Annotated in this window: 18 protein-coding genes and 1 tRNA gene; 7 read left to right on the top strand and 12 right to left on the bottom strand. The window is 64.1% G+C overall.

The window, feature by feature from the left end; translation table 11 throughout:
* Positions 1–3 precede the first annotated feature (3 nt).
* Positions 4–693: a type 1 glutamine amidotransferase domain-containing protein gene (locus C8J98_RS04450; RefSeq protein WP_107911341.1), complete on the bottom strand. Its 690-nt coding sequence runs from the start codon at positions 691–693 to the stop codon at positions 4–6.
* A gap of 341 nt (positions 694–1034) precedes the next feature.
* Here C8J98_RS04450 and C8J98_RS04455 point away from each other — a divergent pair, with 341 nt between their 5' ends.
* Both C8J98_RS04455 and C8J98_RS04460 read left to right on the top strand, forming a co-directional pair.
* Positions 1035–2216, top strand: coding sequence for an epoxide hydrolase family protein (locus tag C8J98_RS04455; protein WP_199229808.1), 1182 nt, complete (start codon positions 1035–1037; stop codon positions 2214–2216).
* An 88-nt stretch (positions 2217–2304) separates the two neighbouring features.
* Positions 2305–3864 carry a methyl-accepting chemotaxis protein gene (locus C8J98_RS04460; RefSeq protein ID WP_107911344.1) on the top strand — a complete coding sequence of 520 codons (1560 nt, stop codon included), beginning with the start codon at positions 2305–2307 and terminating at the stop codon, positions 3862–3864.
* Positions 3865–4083: 219 nt separating this feature from the next.
* On the opposite strand, the gene C8J98_RS04465 is transcribed toward C8J98_RS04460, so the two are convergent.
* A complete protein-coding gene (locus C8J98_RS04465) occupies positions 4084–4734 on the bottom strand; it encodes a glutathione S-transferase family protein (RefSeq protein WP_107911346.1) in 651 nt (216 codons plus the stop codon).
* Positions 4735–4827: 93 nt separating this feature from the next.
* On the opposite strand from C8J98_RS04465, the gene C8J98_RS04470 reads away from it, so the two are divergent.
* On the top strand, positions 4828–5394 hold the full coding sequence (locus C8J98_RS04470; RefSeq protein WP_107911348.1) for a TetR/AcrR family transcriptional regulator: 567 nt from the start codon (positions 4828–4830) through the stop codon (positions 5392–5394).
* Here C8J98_RS04470 and C8J98_RS04475 read toward each other — a convergent pair.
* From C8J98_RS04475 to C8J98_RS04485, 3 genes are all read right to left on the bottom strand, one after another.
* A complete protein-coding gene (locus C8J98_RS04475) occupies positions 5384–6565 on the bottom strand; it encodes an MFS transporter (RefSeq protein WP_199229809.1) in 1182 nt (393 codons plus the stop codon). The genes C8J98_RS04470 and C8J98_RS04475 overlap by 11 nt on opposite strands.
* Positions 6562–7590, bottom strand: coding sequence for an NAD(P)-dependent alcohol dehydrogenase (locus C8J98_RS04480; RefSeq protein WP_107911350.1), 1029 nt, complete (start codon positions 7588–7590; stop codon positions 6562–6564). Before C8J98_RS04480 ends, C8J98_RS04475 begins: the two co-directional genes overlap by 4 nt.
* A 75-nt stretch (positions 7591–7665) precedes the next feature.
* Positions 7666–9078 carry an amidohydrolase family protein gene (locus tag C8J98_RS04485; protein WP_233260110.1) on the bottom strand — a complete coding sequence of 471 codons (1413 nt, stop codon included), beginning with the start codon at positions 9076–9078 and terminating at the stop codon, positions 7666–7668.
* A 118-nt stretch (positions 9079–9196) separates the two neighbouring features.
* On the opposite strand from C8J98_RS04485, the gene C8J98_RS04490 reads away from it, so the two are divergent.
* Positions 9197–10114 carry a LysR family transcriptional regulator gene (locus C8J98_RS04490; protein ID WP_107911352.1) on the top strand — a complete coding sequence of 306 codons (918 nt, stop codon included), beginning with the start codon at positions 9197–9199 and terminating at the stop codon, positions 10112–10114.
* A 54-nt stretch (positions 10115–10168) separates the two neighbouring features.
* On the top strand, positions 10169–10798 hold the full coding sequence (locus C8J98_RS04495) for a TMEM175 family protein (RefSeq protein WP_107911354.1): 630 nt from the start codon (positions 10169–10171) through the stop codon (positions 10796–10798).
* A 12-nt stretch (positions 10799–10810) separates the two neighbouring features.
* Here C8J98_RS04495 and C8J98_RS04500 read toward each other — a convergent pair whose 3' ends face one another.
* From C8J98_RS04500 to C8J98_RS04510, 3 genes are all read right to left on the bottom strand, one after another.
* The gene (locus tag C8J98_RS04500; RefSeq protein WP_107911356.1) at positions 10811–11635 is read right to left on the bottom strand and encodes a 4'-phosphopantetheinyl transferase superfamily protein; all 825 of its coding nucleotides are present in this window, start codon (positions 11633–11635) and stop codon (positions 10811–10813) included.
* A 27-nt stretch (positions 11636–11662) separates the two neighbouring features.
* Positions 11663–13528, bottom strand: coding sequence for a hypothetical protein (locus C8J98_RS04505; RefSeq protein ID WP_107911358.1), 1866 nt, complete (start codon positions 13526–13528; stop codon positions 11663–11665).
* A gap of 82 nt (positions 13529–13610) precedes the next feature.
* Positions 13611–14546 carry an alpha/beta hydrolase gene (locus C8J98_RS04510; protein ID WP_107911360.1) on the bottom strand — a complete coding sequence of 312 codons (936 nt, stop codon included), beginning with the start codon at positions 14544–14546 and terminating at the stop codon, positions 13611–13613.
* A gap of 146 nt (positions 14547–14692) precedes the next feature.
* Here C8J98_RS04510 and C8J98_RS04515 point away from each other — a divergent pair, with 146 nt between their 5' ends.
* Positions 14693–15076 carry a nuclear transport factor 2 family protein gene (locus C8J98_RS04515; protein WP_107911362.1) on the top strand — a complete coding sequence of 128 codons (384 nt, stop codon included), beginning with the start codon at positions 14693–14695 and terminating at the stop codon, positions 15074–15076.
* Positions 15077–15092: 16 nt separating this feature from the next.
* On the opposite strand, the gene C8J98_RS04520 is transcribed toward C8J98_RS04515, so the two are convergent.
* A complete protein-coding gene (locus C8J98_RS04520; RefSeq protein ID WP_107911364.1) occupies positions 15093–16163 on the bottom strand; it encodes a permease in 1071 nt (356 codons plus the stop codon).
* An 82-nt stretch (positions 16164–16245) separates the two neighbouring features.
* On the opposite strand from C8J98_RS04520, the gene selD reads away from it, so the two are divergent.
* Positions 16246–17286 carry a selenide, water dikinase SelD gene (selD, locus tag C8J98_RS04525; protein WP_107911366.1) on the top strand — a complete coding sequence of 347 codons (1041 nt, stop codon included), beginning with the start codon at positions 16246–16248 and terminating at the stop codon, positions 17284–17286.
* A 2-nt stretch (positions 17287–17288) separates the two neighbouring features.
* Here the strand turns inward: selD and C8J98_RS21995 are convergent.
* The 3 genes from C8J98_RS21995 to selA all read right to left on the bottom strand — a co-directional run bounded on the left by C8J98_RS21995 (position 17289) and on the right by selA (position 20747).
* Positions 17289–17384 (bottom strand) — tRNA-Sec (locus C8J98_RS21995).
* 13 nt (positions 17385–17397) lie between these two features.
* Complete coding sequence (gene selB, locus C8J98_RS04530) at positions 17398–19326, bottom strand: selenocysteine-specific translation elongation factor (RefSeq protein WP_199229810.1); 1929 nt, start codon at positions 19324–19326, stop codon at positions 17398–17400.
* Positions 19323–20747 (bottom strand): L-seryl-tRNA(Sec) selenium transferase, encoded by a 1425-nt coding sequence (selA, locus tag C8J98_RS04535; RefSeq protein WP_107911368.1) that lies wholly within the window; start codon positions 20745–20747, stop codon positions 19323–19325. The genes selB and selA overlap by 4 nt, the downstream gene beginning before the upstream one ends.
* Between the last annotated feature and the right edge of the window lie 5 nt (positions 20748–20752).

Below are 20752 nucleotides of genomic sequence, written 5' to 3' on the forward strand. Positions count from 1 at the left end.
GACCTAGGCTTTCTGCAACGTGGCCATCAAGGTGAGCAGCGCCTTGGCGGTCACGGTCGACGATGCCGGGTTCTGCCCGGTAATCAGGTGGCCGTCGGTAATCGTGAAGGGCTGCCAGTTGGCCACCTTCTCGAACGTGCCGCCAAGCCGTTTCAGCTCATCCTCCACGAGGAAGGGCACGACCTTGGTAAGCCCCACTTCTTCCTCTTCTTCGTTGGTGAACCCGGTCACCCGTTTACCCTTGACGATGGGCTCACCCTTGTACTTCACGTGGTGCAGCACGCCGGGTGCATGGCATACGGTGGCGACCGGTTTGTCCGCGTTGTAGAAGGCCTCGATGAGGGCGATCGACACCGGGTCTTCGGCGAGATCCCACATGGGACCATGCCCACCCGAATAGAAGATGGTGTCGAAGTCCTTCTCCGAAACGCTGTCCAGCTTCACCGTATTGGCAAGCACCTTGAGTGCTGCAGGGTCGGCCTTGATACGTGTCTGCGCCGGGGTCTGGTTGTCCGGCTCGTCGCTCTTCGGATCGATAGGCGGCTGGCCGCCTTTCGGGGACGCTACCGTCACTGACACGCCAGCATCGGTGAACACGTAGTACGGCGCGGCGAACTCTTCCAGCCAGAACCCGGTCTTGCGTCCCGTGTTCCCCAGCGTGTCGTGTGACGTGAGCACCATCAGAATCTTCATGGGATACCTCCGCAGCGACCCCCCGCTCGTCACTGTAGCGCCGGTTTTTTCGGGGTGGCAATCATCCGCAGGTATGACCACTCTTCGCAAGATCATCACGTTCAAACCATCGGGGACGCTTCCAATACCGGGGTTTGCGCATCGGAGACGCTCACAAGCGCGTCGGCAGGCAGGTCTGATCTCCAACGAGGGGTATTGTCATGGCGTCACAATTCATGCGGTCCACGCGTTTGCAGTTCCTGACAGCGGCTGCTATCGCCGGAGCCGTCTGTACCGTCCTGCCAACACCCAGCCACGCTGCGGGTGCCTCGCCCATGCAAGCGGCGTCGCCGGCTGAAGATATGTCTATCCGTCCCTTCCCGAAGATCCATTTTTCCGACGAGGCCCTCCAGGACCTGCATCGGCGAATAACAGCCACCAGCTGGCCGAGCCCGGAACTCGTGCCGGATGCGACCCAGGGCGTGCAGATCGCGACGCTGCGCAAGCTGGCCGATTACTGGCAGTCCGGATACGACTGGCGGAAGGTGGAGGATCGGCTGAACGCGTTGCCCCAGTTCGTGACCACCATCGACGGCGTGGACATCCACTTCATTCACGTCAAGTCGAAGAACAAGAACGCGCTGCCGATCATCATCACGCACGGCTGGCCGGGTTCCATCATCGAACAGATGAAGGTGATCGACCCGCTGGCAAACCCGACCGCGCATGGTGGGAAGGCGTCGGATGCGTTCGACGTGGTGGTTCCATCGCTTCCGGGCTACGGCTTCTCAGGAAAGCCGACCGCCGTCGGCTGGGATCCTCAGCACATCGCACGCGCATGGACCATCCTGATGAAACGGCTCGGCTACAAGCACTTCGTCGCGCAAGGTGGCGACTGGGGTGATGCCGTGACGGAGCAGATGGGCGTACAGGCACCACCGGAACTGCTCGCCATCCACACCAACATGCCCGCGACGGTGCCGGACGATATCGCCAAGGATCTCGCGGCCGGCGCTCCCGCACCGGCTGGCTTGGCACCAGACGAGAAGAACGCGTACGACATGCTCGATTTTTTCTACAAGCATGGCCTCGGCTACGCGCAGGAGATGACGAACCGCCCGCAGACGCTCTACGGTCTCGAGGACTCCCCGGTCGGTCTTGCCGCCTGGATGCTCGACCACGATGCGCGTAGCTACGCGTTGATCACCCGCGTATTCGACGGCAAGCCGGAAGGGCTTTCCCGCGACGATATCCTCGACAACGTCACGCTCTACTGGCTGACGCACACGGCCGTCTCCTCCGCGCGTCTCTACTGGGAGAACAAGCTGGCGTTCTTCGAGCCCAAGCACATCACCATTCCGGTGGCGGTGAGCGTGTTCCCCGACGAGATCTACGCGGCGCCGAAAAGCTGGGCGGTGAAGGCGTTTCCCAAGCTGATCCACTTCAACACGCTTCCCAAAGGTGGGCACTTCGCTGCCTGGGAGCAGCCGGACGAATTCGTTACGGAAATCAGGGCATCGTTCAAGACGGTCCGTCCGAAGTAATCGTGCATAACGTGCATAGCTGATATGGCTAAACGAAGAGAGTGATGGGCCGATACCCCATCACTCTCTTTCGCGGAATGAACGCACGATGCGCTTTACGGTAGGACGCAAGATATTCGCCGCCATGAGTGTGGGTTTCGTGATCGCCCTGGCGCTGGGCGGCGTCGGCTTGCTCGCCCTCAACGACACCTTTGGCGACCTGGACACCACTTTCCACCGCAACCTGCTGCCGGTAACGCAGGTGGGGCACATTCGTGCAGCCATCGCGACCCAGCGCGGTGCGGTGAGTCGCGCCTTGCTGTTCGGCACGGCGGATGCAGCCGATGGTGCCTCGCGTCTTATCTCGTCCCTGGATCGCGATATCGACACACGCTGGCAGTCCTACCGTGGCGAGAGCCTGCGCTCGGCGGACGAGGAGAGCGCCGCACGTGAGTTCGAGCAGGCACGGCACGCCGTGGGACCTCTGATGGCCCAGTCGCTGACCATGCTCCGCGACGGCAAGCACAAGGAGGCGACGGATCTCGCCCTGCACGAACTCGCCTCGGCGTTCGATCGCGAGAGCGCGGCCATCCTGCGTAACGTGACACTCAATGAAAAGGCAGCCGGCGACCAGTTCGCCGGAGCCGAGGGCCGCCATAGTCGCGCCATCGCGACCAGCCTGGCGATCACCGCGGCAGGGCTCATCGTGTTGTGCGTGGCCGGCTGGTTGCTGCTTCGGTCCGTGATGAAGCCGCTTCGCGTGGCCAGCAAGCTTGCGTCCGAAATCAGCGAGGGTGCGCTGAATCACTCGCTCGTGGTCACGGGAGACGACGAATTGAGCGACACCTTGCGCTCGCTGGGTGCCATGGACAGGACGCTGGCCTCCGTCGTCGATCAGGTACGCCAGGGAGCGAAGAGTGTGTCTCTCGCAGCCGCCGAGATATCACAAGGCGTCGACGACCTCTCGCAGCGCACGCAGTCGCAGGCGGCATCGCTTGAGGAGACCGCGGCTTCCATGGAACAGATGGCGGCGTCGGTCCGGCAGAACTCCGAAGGTGCCCGCGTCGCCTCGACGATGACTCGCGACCTGCATGCGGATGCGAAGCGTGCGGCGGAAGTGGCGCACTCGGCGGAGGAGGGCATGCAGCGTATCCGGGCGGCCACGGCCAGCATCTCGGATATCGCCGGGCTGATCGATGAAATCGCTTTCCAGACCAACCTGCTTGCACTGAACGCGGCCGTGGAAGCGGCGCGTGCCGGCGATCACGGGCTGGGCTTTGCCGTCGTAGCGGCTGAAGTGCGCCGCCTCGCGCAGCGCAGCGCGACCTCATCGCGCGATATCCGCAAGCTGGCCGTCGAAACCGGCGAGAGCGTCACCGCTGGCACGGACCTGGTCCGTTCGACCGGTCGTTCCCTGGAGGAAATCCACCAGGGCGCGGCACGCGTCGCCACCATCATCGCGGAAATCTCCGCAGCCTCGAACGAGCAATCCTCAGGCATCGACCAGGTCGTGCAAGTCGTATCCGCCCTCGACGAAGCCACCCAGCAAAACGCGGCACTCGCTGAAGAAGCAAGCGCCGCAAGCCGCACATCCCTGGAGCTAGCCCAAGGCCTGTCCGAACAAATGGCCTTCTTCCGTCTGGCCGGCTCGCAGCATCTGATTTCTTAGATCGAGACTATATGAGGAGCATCGCCGCTGAAGCGGCTCCCACAAGGAGCAAGATAAGGAGCATCGCCGCTGAAGCGGCTCCCACAAGGAGCAAGATAAGGAGCATCGCCGCTGAAGCGGCTCCCACAAGGAGCAAGGCAGCGATGCTCTCACCCTTGTGGGAGCCGCTTCAGCGGCGATGCTCTTGCCCTTGTGGGAGCCGCTTCAGCGGCGATGCTCCTACCCGGCAGAAGCAACCCTGACACTCTCCCGCCCATCCACCCGCGCCTTCCAGGCCACCAAAGCAGTCAACGACTCAGGCACAGGAATCTGCGCGTACGAGGCAAACAGCAACCCACCAATCACCGTCGTATCCGCCATCGAGAAGTTCTCTCCAGCAACATACGGCTGCGTCTTCAGCACCTCGTTGAAATACCGCATACCGGCCTCGGCCTTCTCACGATGCATCTGCCCCCAACGCTGACGACCCTCCCACTCAGGACTCTTGTACGGGAGCAGACCTTCACCCAGACCGGCGGTGGCGTAATGGAAGTAAATGCCGATAGCGTCGATCAGCTCCGACTCCGCACGCTTCTGCATCATATGGATGGTCGCCTTCTCCAACGGCGTGGTGCCAGTCAGGGTCGGATGGCCGTCGAGGTTGTCCAGGTACTCGGTGATCGCTGTGGACTCGGAGATATAAGTGCCGTCGTCCAGCTCGAGCACGGGCACGGTGCCCGTCGGGTTGATGGCCAGGAAAGCAGGCCGTTTATGCTCGGCGGCCGGGAGATCGACCTTGACGAACTCGACCTTGTCGAACAGGCCTTTCTCGGCCAGGACGATACGGACGCGGAGCGGATTGGGGAAACCGGGGATATCGTGGATCTTCATGGAAGTTACCTATCTAGTGATAGATAGACATTGCGCCTTGCTTTTCAGCCTGTCAACCCCTATCAATCGATAGGTAGCCTGAAGGACATCGCCATGACCTCCCCCGACACCCGCCAGACCATCCTCTCCGTCGCCCGAAAAATGGTGCAGTCACGCGGCTTTTCCGCACTGAGCTTCCGCGACATCGCGGCGTCAGTGGGCGTGAAGAGCGCGAGCGTGCATTACCACTTCCCGACCAAGGGCTCGCTCGGCTCGGAACTGGCCAGGGGCTACACGGACGAAATGGCGGCTTATCTTGCCGAGGCGCTCGACGAGAATGCCGATACGGCCGCCTTCATGACGAAGTACGTGGGTGTGTTCCGCGCCGCGCTCGTCAACGACAACCGCATGTGCATGTGTGGCGTCATGGCGGCCGAGCGCGATGAGCTGCCGGCGGAAGTGCAGGCGGAGGTTGAGCGCTTTTCCGAGGTGAATGTGGAGTGGCTTGCTAAGGCACTTGAGCGCCACGATGCCAGCGTTCCCGTGGCCGCGCGGAAGGCGAGGGCGCTGGCAATCTTCGCTGCGGTTGAAGGTGCGCAGTTGATTGCGCGGAGCCGGAGTGATGTGGGTGTTTATGATCAGGCGATTGGGGCGATGCGGGTGGCGGGACTCATTCCCTGAGTCCCGCCAGGCGAAAATCAGGTCCTGCGCCATACAAGATGGCCTTTGCACCGATCGCGACAAACGACAGCGCCGCGAAGACGAAACCGCAACGGATAATTCCGTCCAGTCCAGAGGTCTCGATAAAGACGCCTCCGATCCAGGCGCCCAAGGCAATCCCCGCGTTGGCGAACGATACATACAGGCTGGTTGCAAATTCGTGTGCTTCCGGCGCCGACCGCGTGAGCCAGGTCTGCGTTATCACCATGCCGCTGGTGTGGATGCCACCCCACACGAACACGACGATGGCCATGGTCGCGAAGGTCGCGGCGTCCAGAGCGAGCAGCACCATGTAGACGAGGGCGAGCAGGAGCGGAAACGCCACGGCGGTTGCTACCGGCCAGCTGGCAAGCATGCGTCCCGCACACAGGTTTCCCAGGACACCGCCAACCCCGAAGATCAACAGCAGCACACTGATCGTCGTGGCATCGAGGCCGCCGCGTGTGTTCAGGTACTCTGCCGCATAGCTGTATACCGCGAACTTTGTCGTGAAAACGAGCACGGTCGCCGCGATGGCGAGCCACACGGAAGGGCGACGTAATATGGCCAGCTGGTGACCGAACGACAGGCGCTTGACGTTCGTTTGCTCGGGCAGGCGCAGGAGTAGCCCGATACCGGCCACAAGGGTCGCCAGCCCGCAGAACAGGATCGCCGCTTCGTAAGAAACCAGATCCGCAACGAGCGTGGTCAGCGGCACGCCGAAGACAAGGCCGAGGGTCGTGCCGATGAAGGCGAGTGTCGTCGCTTGCGCGGCCTGCTCACGTGGATACAGCGACACGGCCGCGGCGAAGGCCGCCGAGAAGAAGACCGGATGAAGCATCGCGGGTAGCACGCGTAGTGCCATGAGCGCGGCGTAATTGGGTGCGAATGCGGAGAGTACGCTACACACGGAGAAGCAGAACAGCGACCACGTCAGGATCCGTCGACGTTCGAACCGCGACGAGAGAAGAACGAGGAACGGACCTGAGGCCGCAACGACCAGCGCGAACACACTCATCAACAGTCCTGCCTGGGCGATCGTCACGTGGTAACGCTCGACGATGAGCGGCAGGATGCCGACCACGCCAAGCTCCAGTGTGTAGAGACCGAACAAACCAAGAATGATGAAGGGCATCACAGTGAGCGGCTTCATGGTGCGTCGTTCATCGTGATCACCACCTTCCCGAAGGCGCCGCGCGCGAGGTGCGCGAAGGCAGCCGGTGCGTCGGCAAAGGCATAGCGGCCGTCGATGACAGGTTTAACGGCGTTGAGATCGACCATCCTCACGAGATCCTCCAACGCGCGGCGGGGTCCGACGGCCACCGCAACGATGTTTGCCCGACTGCCCAGCAAGGGCATGATTGGCGTGCGCAACTCGTCCGATGCGAGGAGTCCGATGATGGAGATGCGGCCGCCGGGCTTCACGGCGCGAAGGGAGCGCTGCAGGTTGTCGCCGCCGGCCATCTCCAGGACGTGGTCCGCACCGCGCCCGCCGGTAAGTGCTTGTACCGCATCTTCCCAGTTGGGCTCGCGGTGGCGATGGATGCCGTGTCGGGCGCCGAGCGCCTTCGCGCGATCGATCTTTTGCTCGCTGCTACTGGTGACGATCACTTCGGCACCAGCGGCCGCGGCGATCTGCACGGCGAACAGTGCCACGCCGCCTGTGCCTTGGACCACGACCGTTTGACCAGGTCTCAGGTTGCCGAGTTCGACCAGAGCCATCCACGCCGTCAGTCCCGCTATGGGCAGCGTTGCCGCCTCCGCGGCGTCGAGGCTCTGTGGCGCGCGCACGCACCATGCCGCCGGCGTGGCGACATACTCCGATAACATGCCCTGGATGGGACCGCCCTGGGTCGGCATCTCTGTCCAGGAGGCAGGCGCGCCGTCGACCCACTCAGTGATGTAGGTCGAGATGACCTTGTCGCCAACGGCGAAACGCGTTACGTCTTCGCCCAGTGCAACGACGGTGCCGGCCATGTCCGAGGTCGGCACGAACGGAAACTGAAGTTTCGCCGTCATGCCGTTGTCGAGCACTTCCTTGTCGCGAAAGTTCAGCGATACCGCATCGACCTTGACCAGGATCTCCCCTCGCTTTGGCTCTGGGCGAGGGGCGGTTGCGAGGGTCAGGTGTTCGACACCGAACCGGGAGATTTCCCAGCGTTTCATGGATGCGTTCATGCGTGCTTCTCGAAGTAGGGGATGCAATCAACGGTAGGAACGGGTATTCCCGATCGTGCCGGATGGAGTTCGCGATCAGGCAAAGGTCGGCGGACCGTCGGCGAGGACGTCGGCGGCATAGCCAACGGCGGCGAACAGGTGGGTTCGCGACGATTCGGTCGCCGCCCTGAGGGCTGCCATATCGATGCCCACCAGCCTGCCGCCGTGCTTTCGAATACGTCCGCCGACAATCACCGTGTCGACGTTGCTGCGTTCCGCGGCGTGCACCACGCTGCCGATCGCGTTGTTCAGCGGGTACAGGTTGATGTCCGTGGTGCGGATCAGGATCAGGTCGGCTTGTTTGCCTGGCGTCAGCGTGCCGACACTGTTCACCAATCCCGCGACTCTCGCGCCGCTGATCGTCGCCGCCGTGAGGACGTCACGCGCCGTTACCGGGTTGGGCGCGTTCGCGTCACCGGTATACCGTCGGTGCTGCGCGTGCGCGCGCTGCAGGAAGTACACCGCGCGCATTTCGGCGAACATATCGCCGCCGTATGAGGCTTCGACGTCGATGCTGATCGCCGGGGCGATGCCGTGGTCGACCGCACGCTGATAGACCGTGAGGCCTTCCTCCAGACCATATTGCGCGTCCGAACGCGGGCAAACATTCACCTGGACGCCGTTGTTGCGCAGGATGGTCCACTGCGCATCGGTAAGGCCGGTACAGTGATTGAAGATGTTGTCACTGCCCAGCAGGCCGTCGTCCTGGAGGCTGGGAAGCAGTTCGCCCATCTCCTGGCCGAGGAACTCGGTGATGATGCGCAGGCCGGAGGCACGTGCCGCCGCCCAGGTGTCGCGATCCCATTGCGACATCATCGCCATCGTCACCAACTGGTCGTCCGAGGCGAAGCGCTCCTTCTTCAGACGCGCGAGGTCCTGCGGCCAGTGCTGCGCCCAGTCCCCAGCGAGGGGGCGGCCTGGCGCGTAGACCGCGCGGATGCCGGCATCCTCGAGTGCGTCGATCGAGGCGTCAGAGTGCGAAGGGCTGCGCGCATTGTGCGAGTTGTCGACGACGGTCGTAATGCCGGCGTCGAGTGCACCGAGCGCAGTCAGCAGGTTGCCGACGTACATGTCTTCGGGGCGGTAATGTGTGGCGAATGAGAAGTGCGTCGAGTTCAGATAGTCCAGCAGGGTGGGCGAGTCCGGGTCGATGCGTCGAAGCTGGCCCTCCCAGGCGTGTCGATGGGAGTCCACGAAGCCGGGCATGACGATCATGTCGCTGGCATCGATCACGCGGCCACCCGCGGCATCGAGATCGGTCCCGACGGCTATGATGCGGTCGCCCTGAATAAGAACGTCGCCTCGGGTAAGTTCGCCGACCAGGGGATCCATCGACAGGATCGTTCCGCCCTTGATGAGCAGGTGCTGGGTGGGCGAGATCGGCTCCAGCGGAGCGACGATGGCGCGCATGGGCTGCCAGCTCGTATTGGGATAAGCGTCGAAGGGCATTTGGCCGGTCTCGGGAGGTGGTCGGGAAGAGCGCTGCGAACCCGAGATAGAATGGATTCGCCACCACCGACCAACAATCGCCTGGGCCATTCATGGCCTCTGAAGCTGGAGATACACAATGCGAGGGGCCGAGTTCGCAGATCTCAAGGCGTTCGTCACGATTGCCGAGCAAGGTGCGTTCGGGCGTGCGGCCGAACAACTGGGCGTTTCGCCGTCTGCCCTTAGCCAGACCATTCGTGGCCTGGAGACGCGCCTCGGTGTCCGATTGTTCAATCGAACCACGCGCAGCGTGGGACTGACCGAGGCCGGCAGCCGCCTGTTCGCCCGCGTACAGCCGCTGTTCGATCAGTTCGACGAGGCGATGGACGAGGTCAACGACCTTCGCGACACGCCGCGTGGGACCTTGCGAATCTCAGCACCGCAAATGGCCCTGGTGCATTTGCTCCAGCCGATGCTCGGCGTGTTCCAGCGCGACTATCCCGATGTAGTCCTCGACTTGCATAGCGACGAAAGCCTGGGCGATATCGTCGCCAACGGGTTCGATGCCGGCATTCGCCTTGGCAAACACATCGATCACGACATGGTGGCAGTGCGGCTCGGGCCCGACCTGCGTCAGATCGCGATCGCATCACCGGCGTACATTGAGAAGAACGGCATGCCCCAGGTGCCCGAAGATCTTCGCGAACATCGCTGCATAAATTGGCGGCGCGCCGGGCAGGCCGGCCTCTATCCCTGGGAGTTCGCTCGTGACGGGAAGTGGTTCGAATTGCAGGTCACCGGTTCGCTGATCGTCAATGACTGCGCTGTTGCCCTCCAGGCCGCGGTGGACGGGTTGGGCGTCACGGTATGGACCGAGGAGTGGATGAAGCCATTCTTTGATGCGGGAAAGCTGGTGCCGCTCCTCAAAGAGTTCTCCCCACCGAGCCGGGGCTTTTATCTCTATCATCCAAACCGGACACGCATCCCACCTAGCCTTGAAGCATTCATTCACGTAGTGAGGCAGGTTGCGATGGGTGAAGACGACGCGGAGCAGTAGCGCGACCGTGATCGTCCGGAGCATGATCGGGCGGGAAAACCATAGGGGGAATGCATGGAAACGAATCCGTCAGGCCTGTCGGAAGAACGCGTGCGACTACGTCACCTCGACCGTCTGATCATGATGTCCGATGGTGTGTTCGCTATTGCGCTGACGCTGTCGGCGGTGGAACTCCACCCCGAAATGGAAGCCGGGAAGACCTTGTTCCAGGTATGGGCCATGCCTTTGGCGGTCTATTTCATGAGCTTCCTGTTGATCGCCGCAGTGTGGGTCGCCCACCGCCGGAACCTGGCTCATCTGCATTCGGTCGATGCGCCCACCACGTGGCTCAACCTCCTGTTGCTCAGCATGATCGGACTGTTGCCCGTGGTAGTCCGGTTCTTTCTCGTCAATATCGACACGGCGTCGCGCTCGGGCATGGTCGCCTACGCCATGGTGTTGTCCGCGACGTATTTCGCTCTCGCGCTGACATGGGGCTATCCCGCGCTGGTCGCGAAACACACGACTGGTGTGTCGCTTCGACGTGCATGGGCATGGCTTGCCGAGTACGTCTTCGTCGCGCTGTTGTTCGCCGCGCTGGCGATTTACGCCATTGGCATGACGTGGCTCGCCTGGCCTGTCGGTGTGGTCGCTGTGCTCTTGCGTATCACGTCGCTGCGGTTAGGACGCGGCGCGGAGAGCTGAGCGACGTCTGCTTCACCAGACGAAACTGGTGAGGACGGTGTCGGCATCGATGCATTGCGTGCGCAGGGTGAGCGCCTTGCCTTCAGGCAGTCCTGCTGCCAGTGAGCGGTTGAGGACGATCTGGAGCGTTCCGCCGGGAATGTCGAGTGCCTTGATGTCGACTGCGTCGAAATTGAAGTAGGTACCGACGGTCGCGAAGCTGCCCTTGAAGAAGCTCTCCTTGGCCGAGAAGGCGATGGTCAGCAACATCTCGTAGGGCAGGTCACCGGAAAGCGCATGCAGCAAGGCTTTCTCGGCTGGGTTCAGTACCGTGTCTTCGACGGATTGGCGTGTTTCTGGGCCGATCCGGCATTCGATATCGATGCCGATGCCTGTGATGTTGGCTGCGCTCGTTGCCACGGCTGCTGCGTAACGCCCAGCATGCGTAATGCTGCCGACAGTACCCGCAGGCCACACCGGCTGTCGCGAAGGGCCGATGGGGATCTGCTTCATCCGGGTGGGTGGGTCGCTAGCACCCTTCGCCGCTAAAGCGGCTCCTACAGGGGGGGCGGAGAGAGTGTGAGGTGCATATCCGGCAGCCAGACGACCCATGAAGAACTCGGCCTGGCGCTTCTTCACGCTGCGCTCGATGCTGCCCGGCATGTCGATACCGTGCCGCGCGAAGGCGCTCACTCCGAATGCTTCAACGTCATAGGCGATCAGCGTCGCAGGCGGTAAACCAACATCCGCCCAGTCAAGGTCGAGTGCGCGAACGTCCAACACACCCGACGCCCGCCACTCCGCGGGAAGCGGAAGGCCAGTCGGCGCAGTGGCGGCATCAGGGTCGGGGTGGCTCATGGCGTGCCGACTATATCAAGGTCACGCTCAGTCCAGCCCGATCCACCGATGCATCTCGGCCATCGCCAGGGCAAGCTTCGGTCCGCGTCGCGCGACACGCTCTCGCTTCTCGCGCTCGCTGCGGATGGTCGGCCACGCGGCGAGATACGCCTTGAGCGTTTCGGCATCGCACTCATAACGGGCGAATGCCTCAGCCGTGGCCGAGCGCAGCGCAACCGCACCGTTGTAGCCACCGAAACCCTGTGTCGCGCAGATAGCGCCACCATCGGCGCTGCCCGGCGAGGGCTCGGCCTGCAGGTGGAAGTGACTGGCGATTTCGGCAAGGTCCGGGTCGAGTCGACGAAGCGTCGGCACGCCCGGCGCCGTGCGACCGAGCACGAACTGCACCGCCTGCGACATGGCCTTCAGGCCGGTCTCGCCCATGGTGTGTCCGTCGCCGACGGCCTTCGGCGTGCCGACCATGAGCTTGGGCAGCTCGCCGGTCATGCCTTGCCGGGCGGCCGCGCCGCGCAGGCCGGCCAGCGCCGTGCCGAGGTCGGTCTTCGAATTGGTGCGCGTACCGGTGGCGTGAGCCGCCATGTACTGGAAGTCGCCGACGCCGTAGCCGTGACCCTGGAAGGCCATGTCCAGTGCCTGGACCAGCGCGTTCTCGCCGCCGAAGCCGACACCGGCGAAGTGCGCCTTGCCACCGGCTTCGCCGCTCTGGCCCCAACCGACGATGATGGAGGTGATATCCAACTGGTTGCGTAGCGCGAATTCGAGCGTCGTCACCAGCAGGCCCGAGCCACCATGACCGACCACGGTGCCGTCGGCATCGACATCGAACGGGGCGAGGGAGTCGTGCACGCTGCGCACGTTGCCGTCGGCATGCGCGGCGTTCTTGGCGGCCAGCTTGTCGCCCGTCATCAGGGCGCCACCGCCGAAGGCTTCGAGGATGCCGTAGCGCGATTGCAGGGCGGCATCCGCCGCCGTGAGCAGCACCATCTGCGGTTTATGAAAGCCGGGATAGTCGAACAGCATCTGCGGCGCGACGTCGGCAAGGGCGATGAGACTCGAGGCACACGCGCCCACGGCGGTCATCGGGGCCTGCGGCACGCGCGTATAGCCGATATCTTCCGAACGCAGCGATTCACGCAGCTCCGGATTCTTCAGCACCCGGCTGATGCTGTAGCTCGGCGAAAGCATGGTCGAGACCAGCGCGGGGCCATGCGAGCCCAGCGAGTGCGAGAGGCGCACGGCGAAGGTGTCTTTGGGGATGCCGCCTTCCGGCAAGGGCGCATCCGGTCGCAGCCACTGGGCGAGCGCGTCCATGCCGCCAAAAGCCGTCGCCGAGGCGACGCGGAAGTCGAACGGGTTAGGAACCAGCTCGGACAGCGGGCGCGGCAGTCCCGCCAGGGCGCCCAGCGCGCCATAGGCGAAGAGCTGGGCCTGCAACGAAGGGCTCAGGAGCGGGTCGTCCTGGAAGAGCCCGTGCATGTCCTTGAGCTTCGAGGCGCGGATGTCCTCGTAGCGCAGGCCGGCCAGGCGGCGAAGGCCCACCGTTTCGAGATCGTGCGGCAGCGGCGCGGCGATGTCGGTGACGACGCGCGGAGCCAGTTCGCGCACACCGGGCACATGCCGGATGCCGGTGTTGGCACGCAGGGAGTCACCATGCAGGCGCCTGAGCTCATCCAGCGTGACCGCTTCGCCGGCGTGATCGCCCGCGGCCCAGCGCATGCCGTCGGCCGCACTTGCAGCCTCCGGGTCGATGTCCACCAGACCGGCGTCGAACGCCGCCAGCGGGAGGAATTCGTCCGACCGGGCAACGAGGGCCTGGTAGGTTTCCGTCGAGCCCACTGCCGAAAGGGTGCAGGCGGTGCCGACGGTGACGAGAACTTGGTCGCTTCTCAACATGTTTTTGGGTACGTAGTGAAACAAACGAGTTGGGCAGTATAAGCGTCAGGCGGCCCGACCGGTGGTTGCGCGCCCGCCACGTTCAGCGAGGCTGTTTGTCCAGGAAGGCAAGGACCAGCGCCGCCATCTCATCGACCTTCTCATCCCATGGAAAATGGCCGGCGTCGAGCAGATGAACCTCGGCGGCGGGTACGTCGCGCTTATAGGCTTCGCCGCCCTGGCCGATGAACGAGGGATCGTTCTTGCCCCAGACCACGAGGGTCGGCGGCTTGTGCTCACGAAGCCATGCCTGCCACGCCGGATAAGAGGCGACGTTGGTACGGTAGTCATACAGCAGTGCCGACTGGATCTCGCGCTGGCCCGGGCGTGACAGGTGCGCGAACTCGTCGGTCCATGTGTCCGGGTTGTAGCGATCGGGCTGCGCGGAGCCGAGCGTGTGACGTTGCTCCGTGGCGGCTTGCGAGATGAAGCCCGCGAAGACCTCCGGATGGGCTTTCGGATCTTTCCAGTACCCGGCGATCAGCGTCCATTTCTTGCCGAGACCTTCCTGGTAGGCATTGGCGTTGGAGACGATCAGCGACTGCACGCGCTCGGGATGTTTGAGCATGATCCGGAAACCTACCGGACCGCCGTAGTCATGCAGATAGAGCGAGTACTTCTTGAGACCGAGTTGCTCGAGAAGACCGTTGGTCGTCTCGGCCAGGTGGTCGAAGGTATAGGTGTATGTCGACGGGTCCGGCGCGTCGCTTTGCCCGAAGCCCGGATAGTCCGGCGCGATCAGGTGGTAGCGCGTGGCAAGCAACGGAATGAGGCTGTCGAACTGGCGAGACGACGACGGGAAGCCATGCAACAGAACCAGTGTTGGCGCATCCTTGGGGCCGGCCTCGCGATAGAACACGCCGACGCCATCGACGGTGACCCGATGGTAGGTGGTCGTCGCGTTGCTGGAGGGCAGGGATGCTGCGTTTACCGTGGAAGCCATGATCATCCCGGCGGCTAGGAAAGCGAGGGTCTTCATATCGGCGGTCTCTTCGACAGGCTTTCCTAGTATCCGCCCTGACCTCCGAGATGGGAGCGCCGCCTATGCATACTTTGGGTTGATGTTCGCCCAGACGCGAAGGTGCTAGCGTCCCGATAGGCAGCTTCACCCACCGGAGGCACGGGATGGACGAGCAAAGCATCCGATCGGCCATCGACCAGCATTGGGCCGCATCCGCCGAGGGCGACCAGTTCGCCGAACATCAGATCTATCACGACGACGCGGTGTGCGAGTACCCGCAGTCGGGCGAAGTGATTCACGGCCGGCACAACCTGCAGGCGCTTCGTAGCCACCATCCGGGCAAGCCCTCGGGGTTCAAGGTGCGCCGCATCGTTGGCAGCGACCAGCTTTGGGTCACCGAGTACATCATCACGTACGAAGGCAAGCGCGCCTTCACCGTGAGCATCATGGAGTTCAGGGACGACAAGGTGGCGCACGAAACGCAATATTTCGCGGATCCTTTCGACGCGCCCGCCTGGCGGAGTCAGTGGGTCGAAGTACGGAAATAATTCAGGTCGGTGCAGGTCAGTGCATGCCTGAAGCGGAGGCGATCAAACCCGCCAGCACGCCGAAGCCCACCACCGCCGCGGCGAGCGCCAACAGCAGCTGCCAGGATAGCGACCGCCCCAGCATCGCCATCGAGGGCAGGCTCACCGGCGGGAGGGTCATCAGTAGCGCGGCGGCCGGTCCGATACCCATGCCCAGCGCGAGCATCGCCTGCACGATCGGTACTTCGCCGGCAGTGGGAATGACGAAGAGCATCCCGGCCACGGCCAGCGCCACGATCCAGAACCATTGCTCGCCGATGTCCGGGCCGATATGCGGGAACATCCAGGCGCGCGCGGCGCCGAGCAGCAGCACGATGACGATGTATTCGGGGATCAGCCGGAATGTCATCCGGGCGAAGATCGATACCCACCGACGACCCACCTCTGCCATCGACCGGGCTTCGGATTCGGGCTCGTGCACGCCTTTGGAACGAAGCGCATCGACCGACGCCACGCCTTCCCTCGTCGCGAAGCGGTTGGCCAGGTAGCCCAGGCCGAAAACCATCGGCACACTCAACACCACGCGCAGCAAGGTCCAGTTCCAGCCGAGCACAAAGCCGGTGAACACCAGGGTGGCCGGGTTGAGCATGGTGTTCGATAGCCAGAACGCGACCGAGGGCCCCGCGGCCGCGCGCTGCCGGCGCAATCCGACAACGACGGGTGCGGCGCAGCAGGTGCACATCATGCCCGGTATACCCATCAGTCCGCCGGCCACCGTACCGGCAAAGCTCCGGCTGCCCAGCGCACGCTGTACCCAACTCGCCGGTATCAGCGCCTGAAGGCCAGAGCCGAGCAGCAGGCCCAGAAGCATGGCCTTCCAGATGGCCTTGCCGTACGCGAGCGCGTAGCCCACGGCGGCGCTCAACGAGGGATCGGGCGCGCTGGATGCGTCGCCCATGAGGATGGACTTGCCGATGGAATGCTGCGATGCGGCGTCGAAGGCGCGACCGTAGTAGGGGAACCACTTCACGTAGAACAGGCCGGCGACAGCCAGCAGCAGGAAGACGGACCAGCGCACGGTGCGGGTACTACGCAGAGCGACAGGCATGTCATCCTCCCGGACATTCGTCTGGGGTTATGCTGCCGCAGAATCCCTCCGTCGCGCCAGCGCGACTTTGGTGGAGCTTTCCATGACTTGTATGCGTTTGACTGAACTTGCGCACGGCGGCGGTTGTGGCTGCAAGCTTGCCCCTTCCGTGCTCCAGCAACTGCTTGCCGACAAGGCGGCGACCCTGCCGTTCGCCCAGTTGCTCGTGGGTAACGAATCGAGCGACGACGCAGCGGTGTGGCAGGTGGATGAAAACACCTGCGTGATCGCCACCACCGACTTCTTCATGCCGGTGGTCGACAATCCTCATGATTTCGGCCGCATCGCCGCTGCAAATGCCCTATCGGACGTCTACGCCATGGGTGGCAAGCCGATCATGGCCCTGGCCATTCTCGGCATGCCGCTGGGCAAGGTCGATATCGAGACCGTGAGGGCGATCCTTGCCGGTGGCGAATCTATTTGCGCCGAAGCGGGTATTCCGATCGCTGGCGGTCACTCGATCGATTCGGCCGAGCCGATCTACGGCCTCGCGGCGATCGGCCTTTGCTCGCCATCTAATGTTCGTCGCAATACAGGCGCGAAGCCGGGCGATGTGCTCATCCTCACCAAGGCCATCGGCGTCGGTGTCTACTCGGCGGCTTTCAAGAAGCAGGCCCTGCCGCAAGACGCATACGACGAAATGATCGCCTCGACCTCGCTGCTCAACCGCATCGGCCACGAGCTGGGCAAGGATGACGACGTGCATGCGATCACGGACGTCACCGGTTTCGGGCTGCTCGGCCATGCGATGGAGATGGCTCGCGGAAGCAGCGTGCGTATCGCTATCGACGAGGCACGCGTTCCGCTCTTCGCACAGGCCAGGGCGCTGGCCGAAGCGGGCTTCATCACCGGTGCGTCGAAGCGCAACTGGGACAGCTACGGCGAGGGCGTCAGCCTGGCCAGCGAGCTGCCTTCATGGCGCCGCGATCTGCTTACCGATCCGCAAACCTCGGGTGGCCTGCTGGTCGCCTGCAAGGCGGAACGCGCCGCGGCCATACGTGTGCAGATCGAGGAGGCCGGCTATGCGAGTGCGAGCATCGTCGGCACGGTGGTCGCTGGAAGCCCGGGTATCGAGGTGACTTGAGGTGGCGGAAGAGCATGGGAGTCGAACCCACCCAAGACAGACTGGCTGCCTCACCCGGATTTGAAGTCCGGACGCCCCACCGGGGACGATGCTCTTCCATAGCGGGGAACGCTACGTGGTCGGAGCGAAAAGGTCCAGATAACGCGGCTGGATCCGGCGGAGCGTGCCGCGCTTGAGCATGACACCGTGCCGGTCGAAGAACTCCAGCACCAGGATGGCGACCTTCCGCCCGCAGTCGAGCCGGTCGCGGAACGGCGCGGCGGTCAGCCATCTGTCCGCTGCATGGGCCTCGATATCGGCTGCGATCTGCAGCATCTCGTGAACGGTCGTGCGAAGGAAGAAATGATCGTGGCTGACTTCGTCGACCAGGCCCATCCGAGCCACGAGTTTCAGGAGCTGACGGGTGTCCGCTTCCGGAAGCGAGAGCACGCTGGCGATGTCGCGCACGCGGGGCGGCCGAAAGCGCGCCTCGCCAGCTAGCAGGGGCGCGACCGCCGTCCACTGCGTTTCACGCGAGGCGGTCAATTGCATCACATGACTGGCCAGACGCACGAAGGCGCCGTCGCGCGCGACATGATTCGCAAGGTCGACGTGCTGCAAAGCCAGGGCAAAAACGGATGGGGGAAGCTCCGGTTTTACGGCCTTGCGGAGCTTTTCACGCGCCATGCCTTGCGAGTCGGGGTAAGCCGCGTGGAAGCCTTCGAGGCGTTCGATCACGGCGGCGACAAAGCGTTGCCACTGTGCGGCGCCGATCGCGACGCGTTCCTCGTCGGCGAAGACGAGGGGCGAGAGTGTCGCAACGATCTCCTGCATGGCTGCCGCGGATAGCGCGCGGTCGCGCGCGAAGACGTCGAGATCGCTCGCCGAGGACGATGCATCGAGCAGCGCGGCGAGGCTCTGCCGCGGATCGTCGATACTGAATGCAGCACGTTCGGCCTGACGCGCCGGCGTCCGACGATGACGTTCCGGCGCACGCAGATCGATGAACTGCCCGCCACCCATGGTGCGACGGGCGGAGACATCGCGCAGCACGAAGCGATCCAGCACGGCGGCAGCGATCGGTCGGTCCAGCACCAGCTGCACGTCCGCGGCATGACCCGGGCGCAGCTGTTGGCCCTCAAGCGGAATGACGCGGGCGCCGACTTCCGCAGCGCCGTGATGCAGTCGAACCGCGAGCCATGGCTCGACCGCCCTCGGCTCGGAAGGGAGCAGGTGCAGCCGGGCGTCGATGCGATCGGTCGGCGCATGAAGGAAGGGATCGACGAGCATGTCGCCGCGGTGGATCGCATCTTTCGTGATGCCTTCACCCGTGAGGTTGAGGGCGCACCGATCGCCAGCGCGACCGATCTCTACCGGCTGATTCTGTGCATGCAGCGAGCGCACGCGTGCCAGCAAGCCGGATGGACTGATCCGCAACGCGTCGCGTAGACGCACCAATCCGGAAAGCACGGTTCCAGTTACGACCACACCGATGCCGGGCAGCGTGAACACGCGATCGACCGCGAGACGGAAGCGCCCTTCGTCACTGCGCTCATCCAGCGCGCGCGCTTCGGCGACAAGTCGCTCGCGTAGTGCGTCGATGCATTCGCCGGTCGCGGACGAAACGGTCAGGATGTCCGCCCCAGCCAGCGCGGTCGCCTTCGTTGCCTCGCGAATTTGTGCCTGGACCTCGGCCAGGCGTTCCGGTGTCGCCAGGTCCACTTTGGTCACGGCGATCAGGGCGCGCCGTGTACCGAGCAGATCGAGAATGGCCAGGTGCTCGCGGGTCTGTGGCATCACGCCATCGTCGGCTGCGACGACGAGCAGGGCGATGTCGATGCCGGCGGCACCGGCGACCATGGTATGCACGAAGCGTTCGTGGCCGGGCACGTCGATAAAGCCGAGCGTCGTGCCATCCGGTAGTGGCAGGTAGGCAAAGCCGAGGTCGATGGTGATGCCCCGCGCCTTCTCTTCTTTCAGGCGGTCGCCGTCGACACCCGTGAGCGCCCGGACCAGTGCCGTCTTACCGTGGTCGACGTGGCCTGCGGTGCCGACGATCACGGGCGGTGAGAGGCCAGGGCGGCCGCGTCCAGCTCGCCCAGGGCGGTGAGGAACGAGGCTTCGTCGGCTTGGTCGAGGCAGCGCAGGTCCAGCAGTAGCGCGCCTTCCGAAATGCGTCCGATCACGGGATACGACAGCGCACGTAGCGCCGCCGTCAGCCCCTCCAGGGCTTGCTGACTTCCCCGCGGATGGATGCGCAGCGCAGCGCTGGCGAGGGTATCCAGCGGCAGTGCGCCCGATCCGATCTGGCTCTGGCACTCGCCCACGTCGGCGGTGAAGGCCTCGCCGAGACACTGCGTTACCGCGGGCAGCAGGCGATGTGCCTGTGCCTCGATATCCGCGCGAGTCCGGGCGAGGTAACGCAGTGTCGGCAGCCGTTCGGCAAGGCGATCCGGATCACGGTACAGCTCGAGCGTGGCCTCGATCGCCGCCAGCCGAAGCTTGTCGACGCGAAGCGCGCGCTTGAGCGGATTGCGATTGATCTCGGCGATGAGGGTGCGATCACCGACGATGAAGCCGGCCTGCGGCCCGCCGAGCAATTTGTCGCCGGAGAAGGTGACCAGTCGAGCGCCTTCGTCCACGGCCTCGCGCACGGTCGGTTCCTTCGCGAGGCCGTAGCGCGCGAGGTCGACCAGGCTGCCTGAGCCCAGGTCATTCAGAAGCGGTACGCCGGCAGCATTGGCGATGCCTGCCAGTTCGCGCGCTCCCACGTCGGCGACGAAGCCCTGGATCCGATAGTTCGATGTATGCACCTTGAGCACGATGCCGGTGCGCTCACCGATCGCATTTCGATAGTCCGCGGCATGCGTGCGGTTGGTCGTGCCTACCTCGACCATGTCGGCGCCGGCACGCAGCATGATGTCCGGCATGCGGAAGGCACCGCCGATCTCGATGAGCTCGCCGCGCGAAACGATCGCCTCGCGGCGTAGCGCGAAGGTATTGAGGCAGAGCAGTACGGCGGCCGCGTTGTTGTTGACCACCGTGGCGTCTTCCGCGCCGGTGAGTTCGCGAAGGAGGTCGCGGACGTGGTCGTCGCGTTCGCCACGCGAGCCGGTGTCGAGGTCATATTCGAGCGCCACGGGATGGCGCATCGATGCCACGGCCGCCTCGATCGCGGTCTCGGCCAACACCGCACGGCCGAGATTGGTGTGCAACACGGTACCGGTGAGGTTGAACAGCGGTCGCAGGCCGGGCGTCCGTGCGTCGAGGAGATGTGCAGCGCGTTGGGCGAGTTCGTCGGCATCCGGCGCCAGCGTGGGCGCGATTTGAAGGGCTTTCCGGGCCTCGTCGATCACCCGTCGGATCGCATCGGTGGTCACCGCGTGCCCGTGGCGGTCCAGCAAGACGACGGCACCGGTGGTCGCCAGCACGGTGGCGACGGCGGGGAGGCGGCGAAGGGCATTCGTTTCGGGCTCGGCCATGGACC

The organism is Luteibacter sp. OK325 (assembly GCF_003050935.1).
In the GTDB taxonomy this organism is placed as follows: Bacteria; Pseudomonadota; Gammaproteobacteria; order Xanthomonadales; family Rhodanobacteraceae; genus Luteibacter.